The sequence below is a fragment of the Streptomyces sp. NPDC050546 genome, assembly GCF_044457425.1.
Lineage (GTDB): Bacteria > Actinomycetota > Actinomycetes > Streptomycetales > Streptomycetaceae > Streptomyces.
Window position 1 is genome coordinate 24,340 of record NZ_JBITGX010000024.1, and the last position, 21,907, is coordinate 46,246.

Consider the following 21,907-nt stretch of genomic DNA (forward strand, 5'->3'; position numbering starts at 1 on the left):
ACGGTGTGAGGAGTGCGGCAGCCGAATCGTCATCATGGGTGTGACCGCCTGAAGGGCGATCCTCTAGGCGGTGGTGTTGCCGCTGGTCAGCGGGGAGGGCTCGGGGTTGAGAACCTGCCGGTGGAGCCGGTGAAGCCCGACATGCAGCGTTGGGGCTCGCGACGGGCCTGGGTCGAGGTCGTGCCGGCCTGGGTCGCGACGATGCGGATGAGGAGAATGGCGAGCCAGCAAAGGACGACATGGGCGCACGGCGTTACCTTCGGAACTAGCGGTGGAGGTGCCGAGCCATCGTGAGGATTGGTCTGAGGTGTTTCGCAGCCGTCATCATCCTGGGGCTCTCTGGATTACGCGCGGGCTGGAGTATCGCTACAACCAGGTTGGCCTGCCTCTTTGTGCGCCCGAAAACCATAGAGAGAGAAACGGATGACTGCGCGGGGTCATTCGGTCGGACATTTTCACGCCCATCCCCCTCCCCCCTCTGTTCGAGGGGACCGACCCTCAGTCGATATATCCGGGCATACCCGGCGACTTCTTTCATTTCTAGCCCCTTTCAGGCCAAAAGATATGCAACACCTGGGGCAATTTGACCTAATTTATTCGCGATCACCACTTTCCCCTCGACTTCAGGGGGCTAAGAGGTCAGAACTGGAAGCCTGCTTCATTTCTCTGGATTCTCCTTAAGACTTGCCCACGCTTCTGAGAAGTTCCTTTCGCAGGTTCATTTGACCATCCGAGACCACAAAGCCGCCCCCTACGGGGCTTCACCGCGCTACCCGCGCCGGTCACCCAGTATCACTTCCAGACCGTCGCATGATGGAAATTCACCAGTAGGCGATCTTGATGCTTGAAGACTGATCAGCCCAAGCCAGCTGCAGACCGACGTCTACGACTCATCCACGCAAAGGAACAAGGCGCGGTTGGGATAGAACGTGAACCCAAAACCCCATGCGGAACGAACCTATAAACTTCACGCCGTCACGAATTAAAAGAAATATCTTCCCGCGCGGCTCACGCAAGACGTAAATCTTCGGCCACAAAGGAGAAAAAGCGAATTATTCGAGGTGGCGAAGTTTTGACTCATGAGTACTGAAGGATGAAGTTGTCAACAAGAAGCTGAGTTAGATTATCTTTGTGATAGTTGTGATAGTTACGAGTGTCAGCTGCAAGCATAGTGCGTAGCACTGTCGCTGCCAGTGCAGGTACTCAGTACGGCAGTAAGCGGGTGAGGTGGCACTGACACCTTACCTAAGCCACATGGGGATGATGGGGACGAAGTTTCCTATTAGTTGAACCTCACTCCTAAGAAGGGTCTTCTTACTGTCCCTCATGCGAAAGGGACCGAAAAATCTTCCCTTTCACCCCTGAAGGGGAATGATTGCTGGTGAAAGCCCAAACGATCAAGAGATGAAGAGTTCAAGAGTCGTCCCTAAACCGTCCCTGAGGCCTTTAAAGCGTGCCTGTCAGATATACGGCCAGGGACGGCTAGTGGGGAACCATCCCTTCTTCGTCCCTATTGCATCCCTGACCACCCAGGCGTGGCCTGCCAACTCACAGTGACGAGGTCGAGGCCGACGATGTAGTCCTTGCCGTTCGACTTCTTCTTGACGTCCGTGATACCCGGAACCATGGCCAGCCGCTCGTAGAACCGTCGGGCGGAGTACGTGCCCTGACCACTGGCCTTGGCCCAACCCTGATACAGGGAGAACAGGTCGGTGCGGGAGCAGCGGGCGTCGGGCTTTAGCGACAGCTTCCCAGCTTCTTCTGCCTCGGTGACGAATCTTCGGACGGGGTCGGCTTCCTCACGGAACCGGTCGGCGGCCATCACCATCTGGTGGGGCAGCTCGGCGAGCCCCTGCTCTAGGTATAGACGAAGCCCTTCGACGGCCCAGGCGGCGATGCCCTCCAGCTCCTCCGACAGCTTCTCCGCCAAGCGAGGGTCGCGCTGGGGATTGTCGGGGCCGTACGACACCGAGAATTCCACCGGACGGAACCTCCCCCAGATGGCGTCGTCGTCCCCACGCGGCTGCGGGAACTGGTTGGATGCAACCCAGATCACGCATTCTGGATTCCAGTTGGATTCGTTGGCGTAAAGGCCGCGGGAGTTCTGGGTGTCGCCGCCGGTGATGCGCTTTACGAGGGCTTCGTCGAGTTCCTGCCCGTGCCCGGTTTCCGAAGCCGCGACGTACCGCTTCCCCTTCATGGAATTCAGCTCGGGGGAGGGGCCACCGCCTTTCTTCGGGCGGAGTGCTCCGTCGTTTGCAGTGAGGCCGTAGTCATCGCCGAACATCTTGCAGAAGGTGTTGACGACGATGGACTTGCCGGTGTTCGCCGGGCCGTACAGCCACATCATGATCTTCTCGTTGGAGCGCCCGGTGAGGGTGTAACCGACGACCTTCTGGAGGTACTCCCGGGTGGCGGCGTCCGGGACATTCCGCTCTAGGAAGGAGCACCACAGGGGGCTCTGGGCGTCGGGGTTGTACGCCACCGGCATGACCCGCGTGATGTAGTCCTCGGGGTCATGCGTCATGAACTGGAGAGTGTTGGTGTCGAGCGTCCCGTTGTCGAAGTTGATCAGGTGCCGGTGCTCGTCGAAGTCCCCCGGCCACATGATCATGTCGGCGTGTCCGTTGAGCACCCGCATGCAGGCATCAATGGAAGTGGCGGACTGCTGAGTCGCTGACCAGTTCAAGAACTTATCCCGCTCGGACGGCTGCTCGGTGCCCTTGGAATTGGTGGACCTGGTGTCGTCGTACTCCAGCGCCTCGTCGGATATGTCGGAGAGGGTGTCGATGACGGCGGCCCGAAGCGTGGTGTCCGCGCCCCTCCACTCCCACTTGCGATCGTCGAAGGCGATGAACTTGCCCTTGGTGTCGTCCCGTACGAACTTGAAGCGGTCGCCGTACTTGGCGAGGACCCTGCGTGCATTACCGAAGTCGTTCCACGGATACTTCATGACTTACTTCCTCCTGAACCGGATCGGAGTGCGCTGGGGCACCGCCCTGGGAGTTGCCGCATTCCAGCCCGACTCGATGGTCCTGACGGCTCGATGGCGCGGGTGATTGCCCTCAAGGGCCGCCTGAAGGAGTCGTTCCTTCACCCACTCGGCGTCGCTCCCGAGCTGTCCGGAGAGGAAGAGTCCCCCCATGCCGTGAGCTTCCTTGTTGATGGTGTGGTTCTGCGTACCGTCCGGCGCCTCCCTGATGTTCTTGCACGCGGACTGGAGGGCGTTGTAGCCGTAGCTGGTAGCGGGGGTGGCGTCGTGCTGGGTGTACGCGGGCCGACTGAACCGCAGGGAGTCGAGCTGCATGAAGCTGTCCGCTGGGCTCTGTGCCCGCGGGGGGACGCGCTTCAGCTTCGGCTTCGGACGAAGCCTGTCGAGCCACGCCTGGGGCATGGCGGCGACGGGGACATCATCGGCGACGGTGTAGTGCCCGGCGGCGCCATTGTCGTCCTCACGTGCCCGCGAGGGTGCCGCGACCACCTGCCCACCGTTGCCTCGGATGTCCAGATCCTTGCCCAACGGGCCTGACACGCCGACAGCGTTCCGGATGTCCCAGTCCACGCCTTCCATCGAGAAGTACATGTGGATCCCGCCGGTACGGGTCTGGACGGTGAAGGTGCGGGGCAGGTTCCCCAGTTCCACTTCCAGCTCCGCGAGGGTCTTGGAGCCCTCCTTGGCCGGCTTCCCTCGCCATGCCGGGGCGTCGTCGATGTCGAGTACGAACAGGTTCGACTCCTTGCCGGTGACGATGCAGACGTTCATCTGCTGGCCCTCGGGGAACCAGTCGAGGATCTTGTCCCAGTCGGTGGCGGTGGCCTCGTCCTGCCACTTCTTCATAGAGGGGTACTTGAAGCCATGCTTGGCCGGTACAACCCTCCAGCCACGGGCTGCGTACGCTATTGCCGCACGCCGCGGTGCGTCGGCTGTCATGCCTTCGGGCGGCGTCAGTACGCCAGCTTCATCCTCCGCGCAGAGATCGTGGGCGATCCGAACCAGGTCACTCAGCTCGGTCGCGGCGCGCGATTCTTCATCAGATCCAGTGGACGGTTGTACACTGAGCTCAGATCGAGCCGTCGCCTGGTTGATGATCTGTTCGGAGCCGTTGCCCTGGCCGTGGGCGGCGGCTCCGGTGCCTTTATGCGACACCGACACCACCGCCTAGCGTCCAGCGTCCTTCCGGTGTGGCGTCGTACGTCTGCTGGCAGCCCTCAGAGCACCACGGATAGTCGTCGCCGTCGCGACGGAAGGTCTGCCGCTCACACCAGCAGCACGGCAGCGCGCTCTCGGCCTCGTACCACTTAGCCCGCCTCTTCTTGGCCCGGGTGATCCTGGCCTTCTGGGCCGGAGTCAGTTCGACGTCGGACAGAGGGAAGAGACTCTCCTGGATCCAGCTCATGCGTGACCACCGCCGTCCAGGGAGGCGTCGGACACGAGAGCAGCGGGAGTGCCGTTCCGGGCAGCATCGCGGAGGGCGCGACGGGCGCCGGCCTTCGCGGCGCGGGCCTTGGAGCTGGCGAGGGCGAGCCGCTTGAAGTAGGCGCGCCGGGCGTGCTCGGCACGGCGTGCACGCTCCTCGGGGAGGAGGGTGCCGTCAGGGTCTACCTCGGCCTCGAAGCGGCCTAGGAACGCCCTACGCGCGGGTGCGGTGTGAGCGGCGGGATCGTCGCAGTTGGCCCACATCTCGTGGGCGGCGATCTGAGCGCGGAGACGACGCTGCTCAGGGGTAAGGAAGGACGGGGGCACCATGAACCTCCACGCGAAAACGTGGTGTTCGTAGGTGCTCTCCTACGTCTAAACGCCCGGGTGATCCGGAGAACCCGCGCAAGCTTTGGTCAAAGCATAGCGCACGGGTCTGCCCTATTCAGGGCTGCGGTGTACAAGGCCGAAGTCTCATGGTGATCGGCGCTCCCTCCCGAAGAGCCTCTCGAGCCTTCTTTCCGACCTTCTTCGGGTCCATGATCAGGCGCCCATGCTCGTCGCAGTCGACATAGGGAACTCCGGGGAACCGCCGTCGCCGCCAGTAGGTCTGAACTCCCTCTTCACCTTGCTCAATCGTCGCCAGCACGCTCCCAGGGCAGCGCGTGCAGCGGAGGCGGACCAACGGGGTTCCCTTTGGTAGATGCGTTCCGGCGATACGTCGCATGCCGTCGCGCTGCTGCGCAAACATCTTGAAAATGTGAGTAACCGTGGACATCAGACGTCCCCAAGGTTGAGCCGTCGGGCCTCGTCGGCTGCGCGACGCTCTGAGGTAGCCCGCGTGTACCTGTCGATCATGTCGCGGCGCGACCATCCGGCCACGGCCATCAAACCGCCTTCACTGCCACCTGCCGCAAGCCAACGCCCGGCAGCGGTGTGCCGAAGTACGTGCGGATGAAAGTCCGGAATGCCAGCCAGCTCCGCGCGGTTCCCCAGCGCAACGTAGAGCCCGTCATAGCTGAAGCCCTTGCCACGATCACCGAGCCACAGGGCCGGCGTCTGGGCGAGCCGATGCGTCCTGCGGGCCCGGATGTACCGGTCGAGCGCTCGGGCGGCCTGCGGGCCGACGGGCACTGTGCGTCCCTTGCCCCCTTTGCCCCGCCGCACAACCGCCATTCCCCGCTTCAGGTCGATGTCGTCGACGCTCATGCCGACGATCTCGCCGGCTCGCGCGCCGGTCTCGGCCATGAAACGGACGATGGCCTCGTCGCGCCGATCGCGAAGATCATTGCCCTTGCACGCCTTGATCAGTGCTCGGAGCTGGTCATCATCCAGCTCCGGGACCACCTTGTGATCGAGTTTCGGCGGCTTCAGGTTCACGAGCTGGTCGGGGTCGATCTCGCCCTCGTCGGCCAACCATGCGCTGAAACGACGTACGGCCAGCTGCCGGGACCGCGCGGTGGAGGCCTCCGCGCCCTCGTCTAGTAGGGCGGAGACGAAGGCGTTGACCGTCGGCCGGTCGAGAACCGGGGCGCGGTCTGTCGCCTCACACCATCGTAGGAAGGCGCGAACCCCGTCGCCGTAGGTCTTCAGGGTCTGCGCGCTCTTCCGCTCGGCGGCGAGGTGGAGGAGCCAGGAGTCCAGGAGTGATGCTATGTCTGGATATATGACCATGCCAATAGCATATGACAGAGGCTGTGATATCTGGAGTAGCAGCGTTGTGCTGGCATACGAAAGCGCCCCTAACCCGCAAAGCAGCAGGTCAGGGGCGCTGAGTGAGATCTGTCTCAGTCGAGGTAGTCGCGCAGCACCTGCGACCGGGACGGGTGGCGCAGCTTCGACATGGTCTTGGACTCGATCTGGCGGATCCGCTCGCGCGTGACGCCGTAGACCTTGCCGATCTCGTCGAGGGTCTTCGGCTGACCGTCGGTGAGACCGAAGCGCATGGAGACGACGCCCGCCTCGCGCTCGGACAGGGTGTCCAGGACGGAGTGCAGCTGCTCCTGGAGGAGCGTGAAGCTGACGGCGTCGGCGGGAACGACGGCCTCGGAGTCCTCGATGAGGTCTCCGAACTCGCTGTCGCCGTCCTCGCCCAGCGGGGTATGCAGCGAGATGGGCTCGCGGCCGTACTTCTGGACCTCGATGACCTTCTCGGGGGTCATGTCGAGTTCCTTGGCCAGCTCCTCCGGGGTGGGCTCGCGGCCCAGGTCCTGGAGCATCTGGCGCTGGACGCGCGCGAGCTTGTTGATGACCTCGACCATGTGCACCGGGATACGGATGGTGCGGGCCTGGTCGGCCATGGCGCGGGTGATCGCCTGACGGATCCACCAGGTGGCGTACGTGGAGAACTTGTAGCCCTTGGTGTAGTCGAACTTCTCGACCGCGCGGATCAGACCGAGGTTGCCCTCCTGGATCAGGTCCAGGAAGAGCATGCCGCGGCCGGTGTAGCGCTTGGCCAGGGAGACCACCAGACGGAGGTTGGCCTCCAGGAGGTGGTTCTTGGCGCGGCGGCCGTCCTCGGCGATGATCTCCAGCTCGCGCTTGAGCTTCGGGGCGAGCTTGTCGGCGTTGGCCAGCTTGTCCTCGGCGAACAGACCGGCCTCGATGCGCTTGGCGAGCTCGACCTCCTGCTCGGCGTTGAGCAGCGGGACCTTGCCGATCTGCTTGAGGTAGTCCTTGACCGGGTCGGCGGTGGCACCGGCGGCGGCGACCTGCTGGGCGGGGGCGTCGTCCTCGTCCTCGTCGGACAGCACGAAACCCGCGTTCTCAGGGGTGGCCTCGGGCTCCTCGCCGGGCTTGCCGGGGGCTGCTTCCTCGAGCACCTCCTCTTCGAGGAGTTCGGCGTCGTCCTTCTTGGCGCTGGTCTTCTTGGCCGCCGTCTTCTTGGCGACGGTCTTCTTCGCGGCCGCCTTCTTGGCGGTCGTCTTCTTGGCGGCCGCCTTCTTGGCGGGCGCCTCCTCCTCAGCGGCGGGCTCGGCTGCGGGCGCCGCCGGCGTGGCGGTGGCAGTGGCCTTCCTGGTGGTCACCGCCTTGGCCGCGACCGTCTTGGTGGCGGTGCGCTTGGCGGGACTCTTCGCTGCGACGCTCTTTCGGGTGCGCTTGGGCTCTGCGGCACTGACCATCAGCGTCACACCCTCTTCCTCGAGGATCTGGTTGAGGCTGCGCAGTACGTTCTTCCACTGAGTGGCCGGAATCTGGTCAGCTTCGAAGGCCCGACGCACGTCATCGCCGGCGATCTGCCCCTCAGCCTTTCCCCGCTCAATGAGCGCCATGACAGAGACGGACTCGGCGATCTCCGGCGGGAGCGTACGGGATGTGCTGGCCGACACGAACAACCTCTCGGAACGTTGGAAAACGGCTTCCGGCCCCGTCCACAGTGGACAGGAGCCGACCGCCGGCTTGGGGATGGGCCGACGGCGCGGGCGGGGGCCGGGAAGATGCACAGCGCCGTGAACGGCGTCCGTATTCCCTCCGCGGCTGTCACCTCTTAGGTCATCGCGTTCTTCCCGCGAGCGTTACGCCCAATCCGCGTGGCCCGAGTCACACCCCGTAAGCGAATAAAAACGGTCAGATACGGATAGAGGCTGTCACTCCTGGACGTGACTTTACCGCTGCGGCGGATGGGCGGCCCCCTTCGCGCCGTCGGACCCCGCGGGATCGCGAAGGATCCCGCGGGGCCCGACGGGAGGCGGTTCATCGATCGGGCGCTGCCACAGGAGGGGGGTGGCACACCCGGCCGCGCCGCCCGCGGAACGCGGTCAGTGCTCGCGCGGGGCGGGCACTACCCGTTCCACCTCGGGGTGGACCGTGAGGAGTTGGCGCATCGCCGTCTCGGCCGCGGCTCCGTCACTGGCGGCGAGGGCGTCACAGATGCGGCCGTGGTGCCCCAGCGACGCCTCGTTCGGCCGGTCACAGCCCGTGACCGGACCGCCCGAGACCTGGAGGGCCGCGGACACGATCCCCGAGAGGTGCTCCAGCATGCGGTTGCCCGCGACCTGGATGAGCAGCGAGTGGAACTCGGAGTCGGCACGGGAGAACGTGAGCGCATCACCCTGGGCCATCGCGTGCCCCATGATCTCGACCATGTCGACCAGCCGCTGCTGGACGTCCTCGCGCCCATGGCCGGCGGCGAGGCGGGCGGCGAGCGGCTCGATCGTCCAGCGCAGCTCGCTCAGCTCGCGGCGCTGGTCGTCGCGCTGCGGCCCGAAGGCCCGCCACTCGATGATGTCCGGGTCGAGGAGGTTCCAGTCGCTGACCGGGCGCACGCGCGTGCCGACGTTCGGGCGGGCGCTCACCAGGCCCTTGGCCTCCAGGACGCGGAGCGACTCCCGGACGACGGTGCGGGAGACCTCGAAGCGCTGGCCGATCTCCTCGGGCACCAGCGGGCGGTCGGCGCCCAGGTCGCCGGAGACGATCATCTGACCCAGTTGCTGGACGAGTTGGCCGTGCAGCCCGCGTCCGCGGTTGCCCGCGGCACGTCGGCCCACACGGCCCAGCTCGGGGTCCGCGCCGTCCCAGGCAGAGGCCCCGACGCGGTCGACGGCGGGCGCCTCGGCGTACGGGTAGCGGTCGAGTTCGCCCGGGCTCGCGAGGCCGGAGTCAGCGGAGCGGGCGGCGGTCATCATGGTGTGCGCAAGGGTACTCACGCATCCTTTGTCGGCGCCGTCTCCAACTCCCTTGAGGTCTTTGGTGAAAAGCACACGAAAGGGTGATCGCTCACCCCGTCGCAATTGACGCCTTATCGGAAAGAAATGGGCGTTCTGCGGGGAGTTGTGCGCATGGCTGGACGGGGGGTTACGGACAGTCGTCACCGGAATCTGCTCCGCAGGGTGGTGAGCAGATACGCGCAGAGCAGCGCCGCCAGCGACAACGTCATTGCGCCGCCGACGGGTTGGGACAGCACTCCGAGCGCCGCCTCCAGGTAGCGCTCTCCTCCGAAGGGCCACCGCGGTACGAGGACCTCTCGCAGCCGCAGGGGCAGCCCGGCCGCGGTTCGAACGGACGGTCCGTCCAGGGCCTTGTGCACGACAGGTACGACGAGAAGGGGCACGGCGGCCACCGCGGCGAGGCCCGCCGTGGTGGACCGGAAGACCCCGGCGGCCAGTACGCCGGCCCATGCGCAGCCGACGACGAGGCCGATCCAACTCGCACTCAGCGGCAGCCAGTCGGCGGGAACCTGAGCGAGTTCCCGTCCGTAGACGAGATAGAGCACCTCGGCGTCGCAGCCGACGGTGAGGACCGCCAGCGCCAGCGCGGTGGCCGAGGCGACGAGCAGTTTGGCGGCCAGCAGCCCCAGCCGGCGGGGCACGGTGCCGCGGTCCGCGGCCAGGGCCGGGTGACGGAACTCGTCGCCGAAGGCCAGCGCGCCGAGCAGTCCCGCGCCGAGCGCCGCGGGCGGCAGGGGCAGCTCCCGCGGCCAGGCGGCCAGCAGGCGCGGCTGCGGGGTGTGCCCGATACGGGCGAGCACGACGGCGGTCACGGCGGACACGGCGAGCACGACGGCCCCGGTGAGAAAGCCGGTGCCGATCCCGGCGGCACGGCGGATCTCGTAGCGGAGGGGGCGGAGCGGACTGGGGGCGGGACGGACGGAGATGGGAGGCGGCAGAGGGGGCAGCGCGTCGAGGGTACGAGCCGCGCCACGGGCTTCGAGGGCCTGCGGCGCAGGGCGGGGGGAGAGTGCGGTCGTCTCCTGCTGAGCAGGGACGATGGCATTGCCCGGGTGGCCGGCCGGGGGTGCGTCCGGGTGCTCACGGGGCTCGGCGACGGGCTGCGCATGGCCGGAGACGGGCAGCAGCTCGTCGGCGGCAGGTTCCAGTGGGCCGGCGGCCGGCCACGGTTCGAGGGTGGGCCGCATCTCACAGGAGAGTGTCGTCGTCTCCTCCTGAGCAGGGACGACGGCATTGCCCAGTTGGCCGACTGGGGGTGCGTCCGGGTGCTCACGGGGCTCGGCGACGGGCTGCGCATGGCCGGATTCGGGCAGCGGCTCGTCGGCGGCAGGTTCCGGTGGGTCGGCAGCAGGCTCCAGCTCGATGGTGGGGCGCGGCTCGGGGGCGGTGGCCACAGGGTCCGGTGCGGTCGGCGTAGGCGCGTCGAGGGAGGCCTCCAGCTCAGCGGCCCCGGGCGCGGCGGTTGGCCAGAGGGCGTTGGTGACGTCTCTCGGCTGGGCAGGGACTCGCTCCGGCTCGGCGGCGGCCTCCTCCGGCTCGACGCAGTCGTGGCCCTGCTCGGCGCTGGCCCGCTCCGACTCGGCGCTGTCGTCATCCGGCTCGATGCTGTCGTGATCCGGCTCGATGCTGTCGTGATCCGGATCGTCGGCGGAGCTTCGTCCCATGTCGGCTCGCTGCCGCTCCTGCCGCTCTTCCGCCGGAAGCCCCGGTTCGGCCAGGGTTCCAGCAGGTTCGGTGTGCGGCTCACCCGGCTGCGCGACTCCCGCACCGGGGCCCATGTCTCCGATTTCATCGGCGAGTTGGTGGACGACGATGCCGTGGCGGAACGCGGTCTCCCCGACGTCCGCGCAGGTACTGCCGTACACGGAGAGGCGGTTGCTGCCTTCTCGTACGACTTCGACGGAGCGCTGCGCGGTACGGGCCTGCTTGGCCAGGAGAGCGGCCAGGCGGGCCGCGTGCGGGCTGCGTACGGCTACTCGGGGACGCAGGCGGGTGCGCGAGAACTCCGTGGCCTCCTGGTCGGCCACGAGCCTGCCCTGCTCCAGCGTGACGACACGGTCGGCGGTGCGCGCGGCCTCCTTGGGGTCGGACGTGGTGAACAGGACCGTGCCGCCGTGACCGGCGTGTGCCCGGAGCATGCCGTGCAGCCATTTGCCCTCGCGGACGGAGAGCCCGTCGGCCGGGTCGTCGAGGACGAGGGTGTGCGGGTCGGCCAGGAGGACGCAGGCCAGTCCGAGGCGGCGGTCCATGCCGCGGGAGAGGGCACCGAGGCGTTCGTCGCGCAGACTCACGAGCCCGACCGTCTCGAGGACTTCGTCCGCGCGCCGGACCGGCACCCCCGCGGCGGCACACAGCATGCGCAGATGGCCACGGACCGTGCGGGCCGGGTGCCCCGGCACGTCGCCCAGCAGCACGCCGACCTCGCGTGAGGGATGGGCGATGCGGTGCAGGGGGCGGCCCCGGAAGTAGGTGATGCCACGACCCTGTTGGAGCTCGAGCATGAGCCTGAGGACTGTCGTCTTTCCGGCGCCCGGCGCTCCGAGCAGCGCGGTGACGCGGCCCGCTCGCGCCTCGAAGGAGACGTCGTCGGCCGCGGGCGGAAGCTCTTTGCGAGAGTTGCTGGTCAGTCCGAAGGCCTGGATCACTCACAGCAAGATAGCGCGCTATGTCCGTTTTTTCGGGCAGCGCAAGGCCGTCTCGAGTGGGGCAATCACCCTTGTCCGAGCTGCGGCAGGCCGCTTTCCAGACCCGGCGTCACACCTCGGGGCGCAGCATCGGAGGGTTGAGCAGCGTCGCGCCACCTGCCCGGAAGAGCTGTGCCGGGCGGCCGCCCTGGCGAGTGGTCGTCCCGCCGGTGGGCACCAGGAAGCCCGGGGTGCCCGTGACCTTGCGGTGGAAGTTGCGCGGGTCGAGCGCCACGCCCCACACCGCCTCGTAGACACGACGCAGCTCTCCGACCGTGAACTCGTGCGGGCAGAAGGCGGTGGCCAGCGACGAGTACTCGATCTTGGAACGGGCTCGTTCCACTCCGTCCGCCAGAATCTGCGCGTGGTCGAAGGCGAGCGGGGCGACCGGCTCGGCGTCACGCCCGTAGCCGCCCTGCTGCAGCAGTTCCTCGACCGGAGCCCAGCGCGCGTTGCTGGCATCGCCGCCCGCCCTGGGCGCGGGCAGGTCGGGAGCGAGGGCGAGGTGGGCAACGCTGACGACTCGCATCCTGGGGTCCCGCTTGGGATCGCCGTAGGTGGCGAGTTGCTCCAGATGTGCGCCGTTGTCCTGGGCGGGTACGGCCGGGTCGTGGACGCGCAGCCCCGTCTCCTCGGCCAGCTCGCGCGCCGCGGCCTGTGCCAGGTCCTCGTCGGCCCGTACGAAACCGCCGGGAAGCGCCCAACGCCCCTGGAACGGTGGTTCGCCCCTCCGTACCGCCAGCGCGCACAGGGCATGGCGACGCACGGTCAGTACGACCAGGTCCACGGTGACGGCGAAGGGCGGAAACGCTGACGGGTCGTAGGGCATGCGGCGATCATAGTCGTCTGCCTGACGATAAACACTCCCTTCGCGGCTCGCTTCACTTACCGATCCACTACTGATCCACTACTGATCCACTTCGGTCGGTTATGGGCTCCACTGTCGATTCCCGGTGATCCTGCGGGGACCTGTCTTGGCAGGTCAAGCCCCCAGCTGCAGTCCTTCGGCCGCCTCCTCGACCATGGCGAGGCCGAGCCGGCTGACCCGTACGGAGAACGGGGCGCCCACCACGCGCAGGCCCGTGAAGCCGACCTCTCCCAGGGGTGCGCTGCGCACGGGGCGCAGGGTGACGGTCCCGGCCGGGGCGTCGGGGCGGATGCCGGCGAGCGTGGTGAGGAGGAGGACTCCGGCCGCCGCCGAGGTGGCCGCAGGGCGGCAGGCCGCCGGGTGCGGGAGGGGAGCGCTTCCCTCCGTACGCTGTTCCCCCGCATACATCTCGGGCAGTCGATGGGCGAAGGTCTCGGCGGCCTCGAGTACGCCGCGCAGCAGCGAGCTGGCCTCCCTCTCGTAGCCCGCAGCGGCCAGACCGGCGACGGCGAGTGCCGTCTCCTGGATCCGTACGGCCCCGGCGCGGTGGCCGAAGGGGTTGAATCCCGGTTCCTTCGCGCCCAGTCCACGCAGGCCCCAGCCCGAGTCCATGACGGGGCTGCCGAGCAGCCGGGCGAGCTTCTCCGTCTAGATCTTGTCGAGCAGACCGGGTGCCACCGCGCCCCCGCCCAGCAGGCCGGTGTCGAGGAGATGGACCGCGGCCGCGCCAAGGTGAGGCACGGGCCTGCCGTCCGGGGCACGGGCTGCCACGGGCCGGCCGCCCCCGCAGTCGTCGAGCCAGAAGTCCTCCCGGAACGCGGGCCGTAAGGCCTGAGCCCACTCCCGGAGTGCCGCTCCGCCTGACCGGCCGCAGGCTTCTAGCAGATCGGCACCGAGCAGTGCGGCACGGTGGGCGTGGGCCTGTGTCTCGCAGCGGACGGGTCCGCCAGGGTGTGGGTCGCGCAGGTACGCGTCGTCGCCCACGGTGGTCCGCAGCCAGGTCAGGCAGCGCTCGGCGGCGGGCAGCAGTTCCTCCGTCTCCTGCTCACCGAGCCCCCAGCGCCGGGCTTCGGCGAGCAGTACGGGGAAGAGCAGCGTCGCCTCCGTCCCGGTGCACTGCGGCGGAAGGTACGGCCCGGCGTCGCGTCTCGGGCCGGGGATCATCCCGGACTGCGCTCCCGGGCCGGTGAGTTGGGTCCGGGCGAGGATCCGCAGCGTCCCCGCCGCCAGCCCGGTACCGAGTGGCAGGGCCATCCGGGCAGCGACGAGCGCGTCGGCGGGTGCCAGACCACAGCGCCAGGGCGCCCCGGCGGCGAGATGGGTGTCGGCGGGGTTCACGGAGTCACGCAGCAAGAGGGCCTGGAGGTCCTCGATGCTCGTCCGCAAGAGGGCGGAGACTCTGGGGTCGTCGCCTTCCGCACGCGCCCCGGCCAGGGGGCTGGTCGCGGCGCGGCCCGCGGCTCGGAGAGGCCCCGCGCCGTCCGGCCGCACCCGCAGTTCCACACTCATGCTTCCGCCCGGCGGCAGGTCGAGCTCCCACCGCAGCAACCCGGCCGAGGCCAGGGCGTCCGAGGGAGGCGGGTCGGCCGTCACGGACGCGTTACCGGTGGGGCAGGACCAGCGCAGGCCGGAGCCATGCACGCTGGCGGGGAGTTCGGGTCCCGCGGTGCCCGAGGCGATCGAACCGAGGTCGGCCAGGTCCGTGCCCAGGACCACCTCGACCGGCAGGCGCATCGGGCGGGGAGCCGCGCTGTGCAGGGTGATCCGCTCCGTGCCGTCCGCGAAGCGGTTGCGTTCCACGATCACGTCCGGGTCCGGGCCGGCCTGCGGAGACATGCGGAGCGTGCCCACGAACCTGGCGCGGTCGGCCGAGGCCATGCGGGCCTGCACCGCGAGGGGTTCCCGTCCGCCCACGCGGATCTCGCACCGGGAGAGCACGCGCCGGCCGCCGCGATAGAACCCTTCCAGCCCCCGGCCGGTCATCTGCCCTACCTCCGTCGAGATGGCCAGGCCGGGAAGGGCGACACAGATCATCGCGGTGTGGACGGGCGGCAGGTCTGCGGACCACCGCAGGCCGGGGATCGTGGCACCCCGGGGCGGGGGCGGGTGCCCCGGAGTCGCAGGCGCCCGGCCCTGAGCCGAGGGCGGTGCGGGTGAGCCGTACGCCGGCGTGGATCCGGGACGACGGCTCTGGCCCGCCCATCGGGGCGACGAACGGCCCGGGCCCGGCGGCGAGGGGGAGCGAGAGTCCGGGCCGGCGGGCGGCGCGAGGTGTGAGGCGCCTCCGGGGAACCTGGGCCCGTAGCCGTCGACGCGGGCCACTGATCGCGGAGAGGCATCCTGGCCCCCCGGCCGCGGAACGCCGCCCTCGGACAGGCCGAGGCCGGACACGAAGGACGGTGGAGGCCCCGCTGTGGAGCGGCGGTCGCCGGCAGCGGAGGAGGGCGGAGTCGGCTGATGCATGGGAAGGCTTCCTCTGGGCTCTGTACGCCTCGATGGGGTTCGGCGCCGGTGCCGGGGGGCTCCGACGGGGCAGGGGCGATGCGGCGTCACCATCCGTTCGGGCGTTGCGCCACTCAGGTGAACGCCATGGACGTCCTCCGAGTCACGCCCGCGCCCCGGCCCTTGTGCGTCAAGGCCACCGGACGACAGGAGCGGCGATGGGTCACTCCTCCCGCTCCGTGCCGTGAGCCGGCTGAACGCCGTCCTCACCCGCGTCACGGCAGGGCAGGACCGACTTCCGTGAGGTACGCGCACGCGTGCCGCCCGTGCGCACGCTGCCGGACCGCGCGGGACCCGTCGTCGCACGCTCGGGGCGCATACCCGCCTCCGCGGCACCGGCGGGGCGCGTGGTGCCCGCCGGCTTACGCCGGAGCGAGGTCGGCGGGCTCGTGTCGCGGCCGGCACGGATACGGCCGGAGACAGTGTCGGCAGCACCGGCGGAACGGGAGCGGCGACGACGGCGTGGGGGCGACGCCTCGGGCATGGGCTCGGGGTCGGGGTCGGGCTGCGGCACCATCGCCTCTCGCCCGACGGCCTCGGAGACGTGCGCACGGATCATGGCGTGGTCGACCACCGCTCGCCCACGGCCTTCACGCTCCGCTCGCAGGCAGGTGCGGATCGACTCCGGGTCGAGGCCTTCATTGCAAGCCTGGTGCAGGAGACGGGCGAAGAGGTAGTCGGGATCCGCGCCCAGAGCCATGGCGAGGGCTTCCCGGGCCTCCAGTTCGTCGCCGGTGGACCACGCGACCCAACCCGCGAGAGTGAGCGGCGCTGCGGCATGTTCGCCGTAGGGGCCGACGCAGCGACGGGCCAGCGTCCGCCAGAGGCGAAGGGCGCGTGCGGCATCGTCGCCCTCCATCCACTCGGCCGCGCGGTCGCGAGTCGCGCGATCCTGGAGACCGAGGATCAGCCGGGCTGCCTCGTCGTGCCCGAGCAGTTCGTCGTCGCGGAGATCCGCCAGGAGCGTTCCGGAGACCGGCCGCGCCTCGGCGAAGCGGTCCAGGATCCTCCCGGCCAGTTCCAGCGTCTCGTCGGCCACGGATGCGCGGCCCACGTCGTCCAGGAGCCTCGGCACCAGCGCCATGCTGGCGGTGTCGAGGGCGGCCTCCTGTTCGAGGGCGGCGGCGTTCTCCCAAGGCAGGAGCCTGGCCCGCAGCTCCCGTAGCGTGCCGCGCACCTGGATCCCCGCGTAGGCAGCCGCGGCGGCCAGCACGGAGGTGCCGGGCAGGCCCATGGGGGCTCCCTGGGACGGGCAGCATGCCGCGTTGTCACAGCAGTACGACCAGTAGCGGCCCTCCGAGATGCACAGCGCCTCGACCACCACCACGTCCCGGGAACCGCACTCGACCCGCAGCCTCTGGGCCAGAGGCCTTAGCCGCTCCATGACCTGCTGCCCGGACTCGCCCTTCCCCGGCTCCTGGCAGAGGAAGGCGACCATCGACTCGGGCCTGGCCCCTCGGCGCTCGCTGCCCGTCACCAGGCCGTGGGCCAGTTGTCCGGCCGCGGAAGGCCAGTCGTCCGCGTTGGCGGGGATACCGAGCCGGGCCCGCCCTCCGAACCGTCCGCGTCCGTCCTTGTCGTGCAGGGCGACCAGGACGATGCTGTCCTCGGGGCGGTACCCGAGCAGATAGGGCAGGGCGTCGGCCAGTTCGGCCGGGGTGCGCAGGGTGACCTGATGCTCGCCGCCGTGACTGTCGTGCGCGGGGCCGGGGGCGTGCGGCCCGGCCGTGTCACCCGTCTTCGGCTCCCCCTTCCGTTGCCCTCCGTCCGTGTGCCTGCCCGGTGCGTCGGGCCCGGTGATGTCGCCGTTCTCAGGGGATCCAGTCGCTTCGCTGTGGTTCGTCATGCGGAGACGATCTCGCGGAATCCGAAGCTCCGGTTTGCCCTGTGGATAACCTCGATCAGGGACACGTCACCAACAATCTCCCGGCTCCCGCGTCTGCCGGTGCAGCGCTCCCGTTGTCACTGCCGTCCTGTTTCATGGAGCGCATGGAGCACACGAGCAACGCGGATCTCCGGGCGGCGGCCGACACGGTCCTCGCCCGTCTCGTCGGGGACGCCTCGGGAGCGGCCCGGCTGCGCGAGGACCAGTGGCGGGCGATCGAGGCACTGGTCGCCGACAGACGACGTGCCCTGGTCGTCCAGCGCACGGGCTGGGGCAAGTCCGCGGTCTATTTCGTGGCGACCTCGCTCCTGCGGGCACGGGGCAGCGGTCCGACGGTGATCGTCTCCCCGCTGCTCGCCCTCATGCGGAACCAGGTCGAGGCGGCGGCCCGGGCCGGCATCCACGCCCGGACCATCAACTCCTCGAACACCGAGGAGTGGGACGCCGTCCAGGACGAGATCGCCGCGGGTGAGGTGGACGTCCTGCTGGTCAGTCCGGAGCGGCTCAACAACCCGGACTTCCGGGACCAGGTACTGCCCCGGCTCGCGGCCGCGACCGGGCTCCTGGTGGTGGACGAGGCCCACTGCATCTCCGACTGGGGCCACGACTTCCGGCCGGACTACCGCCGGCTGCGCACCATGCTCGCCGACCTCCCGCCCGGCGTCCCGGTGCTCGCGACCACGGCCACCGCCAACGCCCGTGTGACGGCCGACGTCGCGGAGCAGCTCGGCACCGGCGGGAGCTCGGACGCCCTCGTACTGCGTGGCCCACTGGACCGCGACAGCCTGAGTCTCAGCGTGCTGCGGCTGCCGGATGCCGCGCATCGGATGGCCTGGCTCGCCGAGCACCTCGACGAACTGCCGGGCTCCGGGATCATCTACACGCTCACCGTCGCCGCCGCCGAGGAGGTCACCGCCTTCCTCCGGCAGCGCGGGCACACGGTCTCCTCGTATACGGGCAAGACCGAGAACGCCGATCGCCAGCAGGCCGAGGAGGACCTGCTCGCCAACAAGGTGAAGGCGCTCATCGCCACCTCAGCACTCGGCATGGGTTTCGACAAGCCCGATCTGGGCTTCGTGGTGCACCTCGGCTCACCCTCCTCGCCCATCGCCTACTACCAGCAGGTGGGCCGCGCGGGACGCGGTGTGGAGCACGCCGAGGTGCTCCTGCTCCCGGGGAAGGAGGACGAGGCGATCTGGAAGTACTTCGCGTCGCTCGCCTTCCCCTCGGAAGACCTGGTGCGCCGCACGCTCGATCTCCTCGCACACACGGAGAAGCCCTTGTCGCTGCCCGCTCTGGAGCCCCTGGTGGAACTTCGCCGCTCCCGTCTGGAGACCATGCTCAAGGTCCTCGACGTGGACGGTGCTGTCAGGCGGGTCAAGGGCGGCTGGATCTCGACCGGACAGCCGTGGACCTACGACGCAGAGCGCTACGCGTGGGTGGCGCGTCAGCGGGAGACCGAGCAGCAGGCGATGCGCGCGTACGCGTCGACGACGGACTGCCGCATGGAGTACCTGCAGCGTCAGCTCGACGACGAGGCCGCCAAGCCGTGCGGTCGCTGCGACAACTGCGCGGGCCCGCGCTTCGTCGCCGACACGTCCGTGGAGGTCCTCGACGCGGCGCGCGTGGACCTGGGCCGGGCGGGGGTCGAGGTGGAGCCCCGCCGTATGTGGCCCACGGGGCTGCCGGCGATCGGAGTGGACCTCAAGGGACGTATCCCGGCCGGCGAACAGGCCGCATCGGGACGCGCTTTGGGGCGGCTGTCGGACATCGGCTGGGGCAACCGGCTGCGCCCTCTGCTCGCTCCCCAGGCCCCCGACGGGCCCGTTCCGGACGACGTGGCGAAGGCAGTGGTGAGCGTGCTGGCCGACTGGGCCAAGGGCCCCGGCGGCTGGGCTTCCGGCACGTCGGACGCCCAGCCGCGCCCGGTCGGCGTCGTCACTGTGGCGTCCCGCACCCGCCCCGCGTTGATCCACTCCCTGGGAGCACGCATCGCGGAAGTCGGCCGACTGCCGCTGCTGGGTGCCGTCGAGTACACCGGCGACGCGCACCCTGGCTCCCGGAGCAACAGCGCGCAGCGACTGAAGGCACTCGACGGCGCTCTGACCGTGCCGACCGCCCTCGCCTCGGCCCTGGCCGAGGCCCAGGGCCCGGTCCTCCTCGTGGACGACTACACGGAGACGGGGTGGACCCTCGCGGTCGCGGCCCGCATGCTCCGACGCTCCGGTGCGCAGGGGGTGTTGCCGCTCGTGCTGGCCTTGCAGGGCTGAGGGCCTGTGCTCCGGGGCGGAGGTGTAGACCCCGGAGCACAGGGCACGCGCCATCTGACGAGTTGCGCACACCTCTGGACGCCGTACACCGCCGTCACGTACGAACGTGTCGTGCTCGAACGTCCCATGGGTGGCCAGGCGGCGCACAGGGTAGGGATATTAGCCGCGCATCATCTGATAACGGTCGACGGCCTCAATTGCTCGTTGCCGCATTCAAGTTCGACAGGAAGAATTGAGGTCCGCTCCCGCTTGGCGCGCCCGCCGATCCGGTAGGGCTTCGCTGCGGTGCGCGCTCCCAGGAATCCGACCTCGCCCGCAGTGTGGGCGCGTAGCCGAAGGGAGGACCGTGACCTTCGGATTCGCTCCGGCCTCGGCAGCGGCGTCGACGTCCGCCACTTCCGCCAACCGCTTGCTCGAACCCGCGGAATGGGCCGCCGCCGGGATCCCACTGTTGCGCGACCCCCGTGAGGTCGTCAGCGGACTGCATGCCCGGCACCATCCGCAGCCGGCGACCGCCGTCGTCGCCGTGCTCGACCAGGACGAACGGCTGCGGGCGAGCGCCTCGTTCGTGCGCCGACCGGCCCCGGCCGACGGCTGGATGTTCCGCAACGTGCTGCTCGCACAGCTGCGCCGGGTCATCCCGCACGATCTGCGGCGCCGCACTCCGGTACGGACCGCGGTGCTGCTCTACTGCCGTGAGGGCGACGCGCGTTGGACGGAGGAGGACGGCGCGTGGATGTGGGGCCTGCGCGACGCGTGCACCCTGCACGGGTTGCGCTGCGGGGCGTACATCACGCTGACGCGTGACGGCTGGCAGGTCCTCGGCGAAGGCCGCGGCGGACGCCGCCCCCACTCGGGCTCGGCACCGGAGCCGTTCGCCACGTCCGAGGCGGCGCCACCGCTGCCGCGCACCGGTGGCGCCGCCTCGGAGGTCCTGCGCCGCGCGGCAGCGGCACGCTGAAATTCTCTGGCCGGGCCATTTGGCTCGGTTGCTGTGCCGTGCCCCACGGCACGGCTACGAACCCGTATGCCGGCCCGCGCAGGGCGGCAGGACGCGTTTCCCAACCGGGCCAGGCCCGTACGCAACCACGACGTCCAGTCCTCCGGGCATGCCGAACCGCCCACCCTGCGGAGCCGCCGTAGCGGCGCCTGAGGCCCTCCCCAGCGCCCGACCGGACGCCGAGGAAGCGGCTCAGACGCCCGCGCCCAGCACCGAGTTGATCTGCTGCGGGTCACCGCAGACGATCAGCAGGGTGCTCGCCCGGGAGTGGGCCAGGGACAGCGCGCTCGCGGCCGCGGCCTCGGACCCGCCGTTGACGGCGACCACGACCACCGGACGCGACGCGGCGCGGGCCGCGATGGTGGCATCCGTGTAGAAGACGTCGTCACGGGCGTCGTGCTGGGCCCAGTAGGAGGTTTCACCGAAGGACAGCTCGTGGGTGGCCCACGGGTGCTGTTCGCCGGTCGTGATCACCAGGACGTCGCTGGGGGCGCGACCGGAGTCCAGGAGCAGGTCCACGGCTTCCTCGGCGGCGTCGAGCGCGCCCGGTGCGGAAGCCGGGATCAGCTGGATCTGCGGGGCGGCCGGAGCGGCGGCACCGGCGGCGGGCCCGGACGGGCCGGGCTTGGCGGCTGCGTCACGCGGCGTACGTTGCACCGGCGGCGCGGGCCGGAGAGGCCCTGGACGACCGGGACGCGACGGAGCCGCGGGACGGGGGCCGGGTACGGGACGGGGGGTCGGCGCGGTGCGGCCGCTGGCCGGAGTGGCGCGGGGACCCTGGGCACTCTCGTGAATCTGAGGCTCCTCGGGAATGAGAGGCATGAGTTGATTTTTATCAAACGCTGGTACGGCCCGCTTGGGCGGGTGGCGCATGTGTGCGAACGAAACCGTCAGAAATCGAAGCCGAGCTGACCCTCGATTTCCGGAACACTTCCGTCCGCCCAGTTGCGGACCTTCTTGAGGTGCCGCCACTGGGGCAGCGCATCAAGATACGCCCATGACAACCGGTGGTAGGGGGTGGGGCCCCGCTCCGCCAGTGCGGCCTTGTGCACGGGGGATGGATACCCGGCGTTGTCCGCAAAACCGAAGTCTGCATGGTCGATACCCAGTTCGGCCATCATTTTGTCGCGCTGAACCTTGGCGATCACCGAGGCCGCGGCCACCGCCACGCAGGACTGGTCGCCCTTGATCACCGTACGGACCCGCCAGGGCGCACCGAGATAGTCGTGCTTGCCATCGAGGATGACCGCGTCCGGGCGGACCGGCAGGGCATCCAGCGCACGCCCCGCCGCGAGCCGCAGCGCGGCCGTCATCCCCAGTTCGTCTATCTCCTCCGGGGAGGCATGCCCCAGGGCGTACGACGTCACCCATGTCCGCAGTACCTCGGCGAGTTGAGTGCGCCGCTTGATGGTGAGCAGCTTCGAGTCCGTGAGGCCCTCGGGCGGCCGGCGCAGTCCGGTGATCGCCGCGCAGACGGTGACAGGACCGGCCCACGCGCCGCGCCCCACCTCGTCGACACCTGCAACGATCTTCGCTCCGGTCGTGGCTCGAAGGGAGCGCTCGACGGTGTGAGTAGGTGGTTCGTACGGCATGGCGCCCCTAGGTTACGCCGCC

The 21,907-nt window shown here is 69.3% G+C and carries 14 protein-coding genes and 1 pseudogene; 2 read left to right on the forward strand and 13 right to left on the reverse strand.

Going from position 1 to position 21,907, the window contains the following annotated elements:
* Positions 1-1,510: 1,510 nt before the first annotated feature.
* The 11 genes and pseudogenes from ACIBK5_RS39370 to ACIBK5_RS39420 all read right to left on the reverse strand — a co-directional run bounded on the left by ACIBK5_RS39370 (position 1,511) and on the right by ACIBK5_RS39420 (position 16,984).
* Entirely contained in the window at positions 1,511-2,953 is a 1,443-nt protein-coding gene (locus ACIBK5_RS39370; RefSeq protein WP_399027608.1) for a phage/plasmid primase, P4 family, read from the reverse strand.
* A 3-nt stretch (positions 2,954-2,956) separates the two neighbouring features.
* Positions 2,957-4,153 carry a bifunctional DNA primase/polymerase gene (locus ACIBK5_RS39375; protein WP_399027610.1) on the reverse strand — a complete coding sequence of 399 codons (1,197 nt, stop codon included), beginning with the start codon at positions 4,151-4,153 and terminating at the stop codon, positions 2,957-2,959.
* A complete protein-coding gene (locus ACIBK5_RS39380; protein ID WP_399027612.1) occupies positions 4,137-4,397 on the reverse strand; it encodes a hypothetical protein in 261 nt (86 codons plus the stop codon). The genes ACIBK5_RS39375 and ACIBK5_RS39380 overlap by 17 nt, the downstream gene beginning before the upstream one ends.
* Positions 4,394-4,747, reverse strand: coding sequence for a hypothetical protein (locus tag ACIBK5_RS39385; RefSeq protein WP_399027614.1), 354 nt, complete (start codon positions 4,745-4,747; stop codon positions 4,394-4,396). Before ACIBK5_RS39385 ends, ACIBK5_RS39380 begins: the two co-directional genes overlap by 4 nt.
* A 447-nt stretch (positions 4,748-5,194) precedes the next feature.
* Positions 5,195-6,091, reverse strand: a complete 897-nt coding sequence (locus ACIBK5_RS39390) for a tyrosine-type recombinase/integrase (protein ID WP_399027616.1) — start codon at positions 6,089-6,091, stop codon at positions 5,195-5,197.
* Between the two features lie 113 nt (positions 6,092-6,204).
* On the reverse strand, positions 6,205-7,746 hold the full coding sequence (locus ACIBK5_RS39395) for an RNA polymerase sigma factor (RefSeq protein WP_399027618.1): 1,542 nt from the start codon (positions 7,744-7,746) through the stop codon (positions 6,205-6,207).
* Positions 7,747-8,175: 429 nt separating this feature from the next.
* Positions 8,176-9,063, reverse strand: coding sequence for a FadR/GntR family transcriptional regulator (locus ACIBK5_RS39400; protein WP_399027619.1), 888 nt, complete (start codon positions 9,061-9,063; stop codon positions 8,176-8,178).
* A 161-nt stretch (positions 9,064-9,224) separates the two neighbouring features.
* A complete protein-coding gene (locus ACIBK5_RS39405) occupies positions 9,225-11,729 on the reverse strand; it encodes an ATP-binding cassette domain-containing protein (RefSeq protein WP_399027621.1) in 2,505 nt (834 codons plus the stop codon).
* A 109-nt stretch (positions 11,730-11,838) separates the two neighbouring features.
* On the reverse strand, positions 11,839-12,597 hold the full coding sequence (locus ACIBK5_RS39410) for an NUDIX domain-containing protein (RefSeq protein WP_399027623.1): 759 nt from the start codon (positions 12,595-12,597) through the stop codon (positions 11,839-11,841).
* Positions 12,598-12,750: 153 nt separating this feature from the next.
* Positions 12,751-14,670 (reverse strand): annotated as a pseudogene (locus ACIBK5_RS39415) (glycogen debranching N-terminal domain-containing protein).
* Positions 14,671-15,301: 631 nt separating this feature from the next.
* On the reverse strand, positions 15,302-16,984 hold the full coding sequence (locus tag ACIBK5_RS39420) for a DUF4192 domain-containing protein (RefSeq protein WP_399027624.1): 1,683 nt from the start codon (positions 16,982-16,984) through the stop codon (positions 15,302-15,304).
* Positions 16,985-17,127: 143 nt separating this feature from the next.
* On the opposite strand from ACIBK5_RS39420, the gene ACIBK5_RS39425 reads away from it, so the two are divergent.
* Positions 17,128-19,293 (forward strand): RecQ family ATP-dependent DNA helicase, encoded by a 2,166-nt coding sequence (locus ACIBK5_RS39425; protein ID WP_399027626.1) that lies wholly within the window; start codon positions 17,128-17,130, stop codon positions 19,291-19,293.
* A gap of 346 nt (positions 19,294-19,639) precedes the next feature.
* Entirely contained in the window at positions 19,640-20,254 is a 615-nt protein-coding gene (locus ACIBK5_RS39430; RefSeq protein ID WP_399027628.1) for a hypothetical protein, read from the forward strand.
* A gap of 231 nt (positions 20,255-20,485) precedes the next feature.
* On the opposite strand, the gene ACIBK5_RS39435 is transcribed toward ACIBK5_RS39430, so the two are convergent.
* Both ACIBK5_RS39435 and ACIBK5_RS39440 read right to left on the reverse strand, forming a co-directional pair.
* The gene (locus tag ACIBK5_RS39435) at positions 20,486-21,115 is read right to left on the reverse strand and encodes a hypothetical protein (protein ID WP_399027629.1); all 630 of its coding nucleotides are present in this window, start codon (positions 21,113-21,115) and stop codon (positions 20,486-20,488) included.
* A 68-nt stretch (positions 21,116-21,183) separates the two neighbouring features.
* Entirely contained in the window at positions 21,184-21,885 is a 702-nt protein-coding gene (locus ACIBK5_RS39440; protein WP_399027631.1) for a ribonuclease HII, read from the reverse strand.
* Positions 21,886-21,907: the final 22 nt, after the last annotated feature.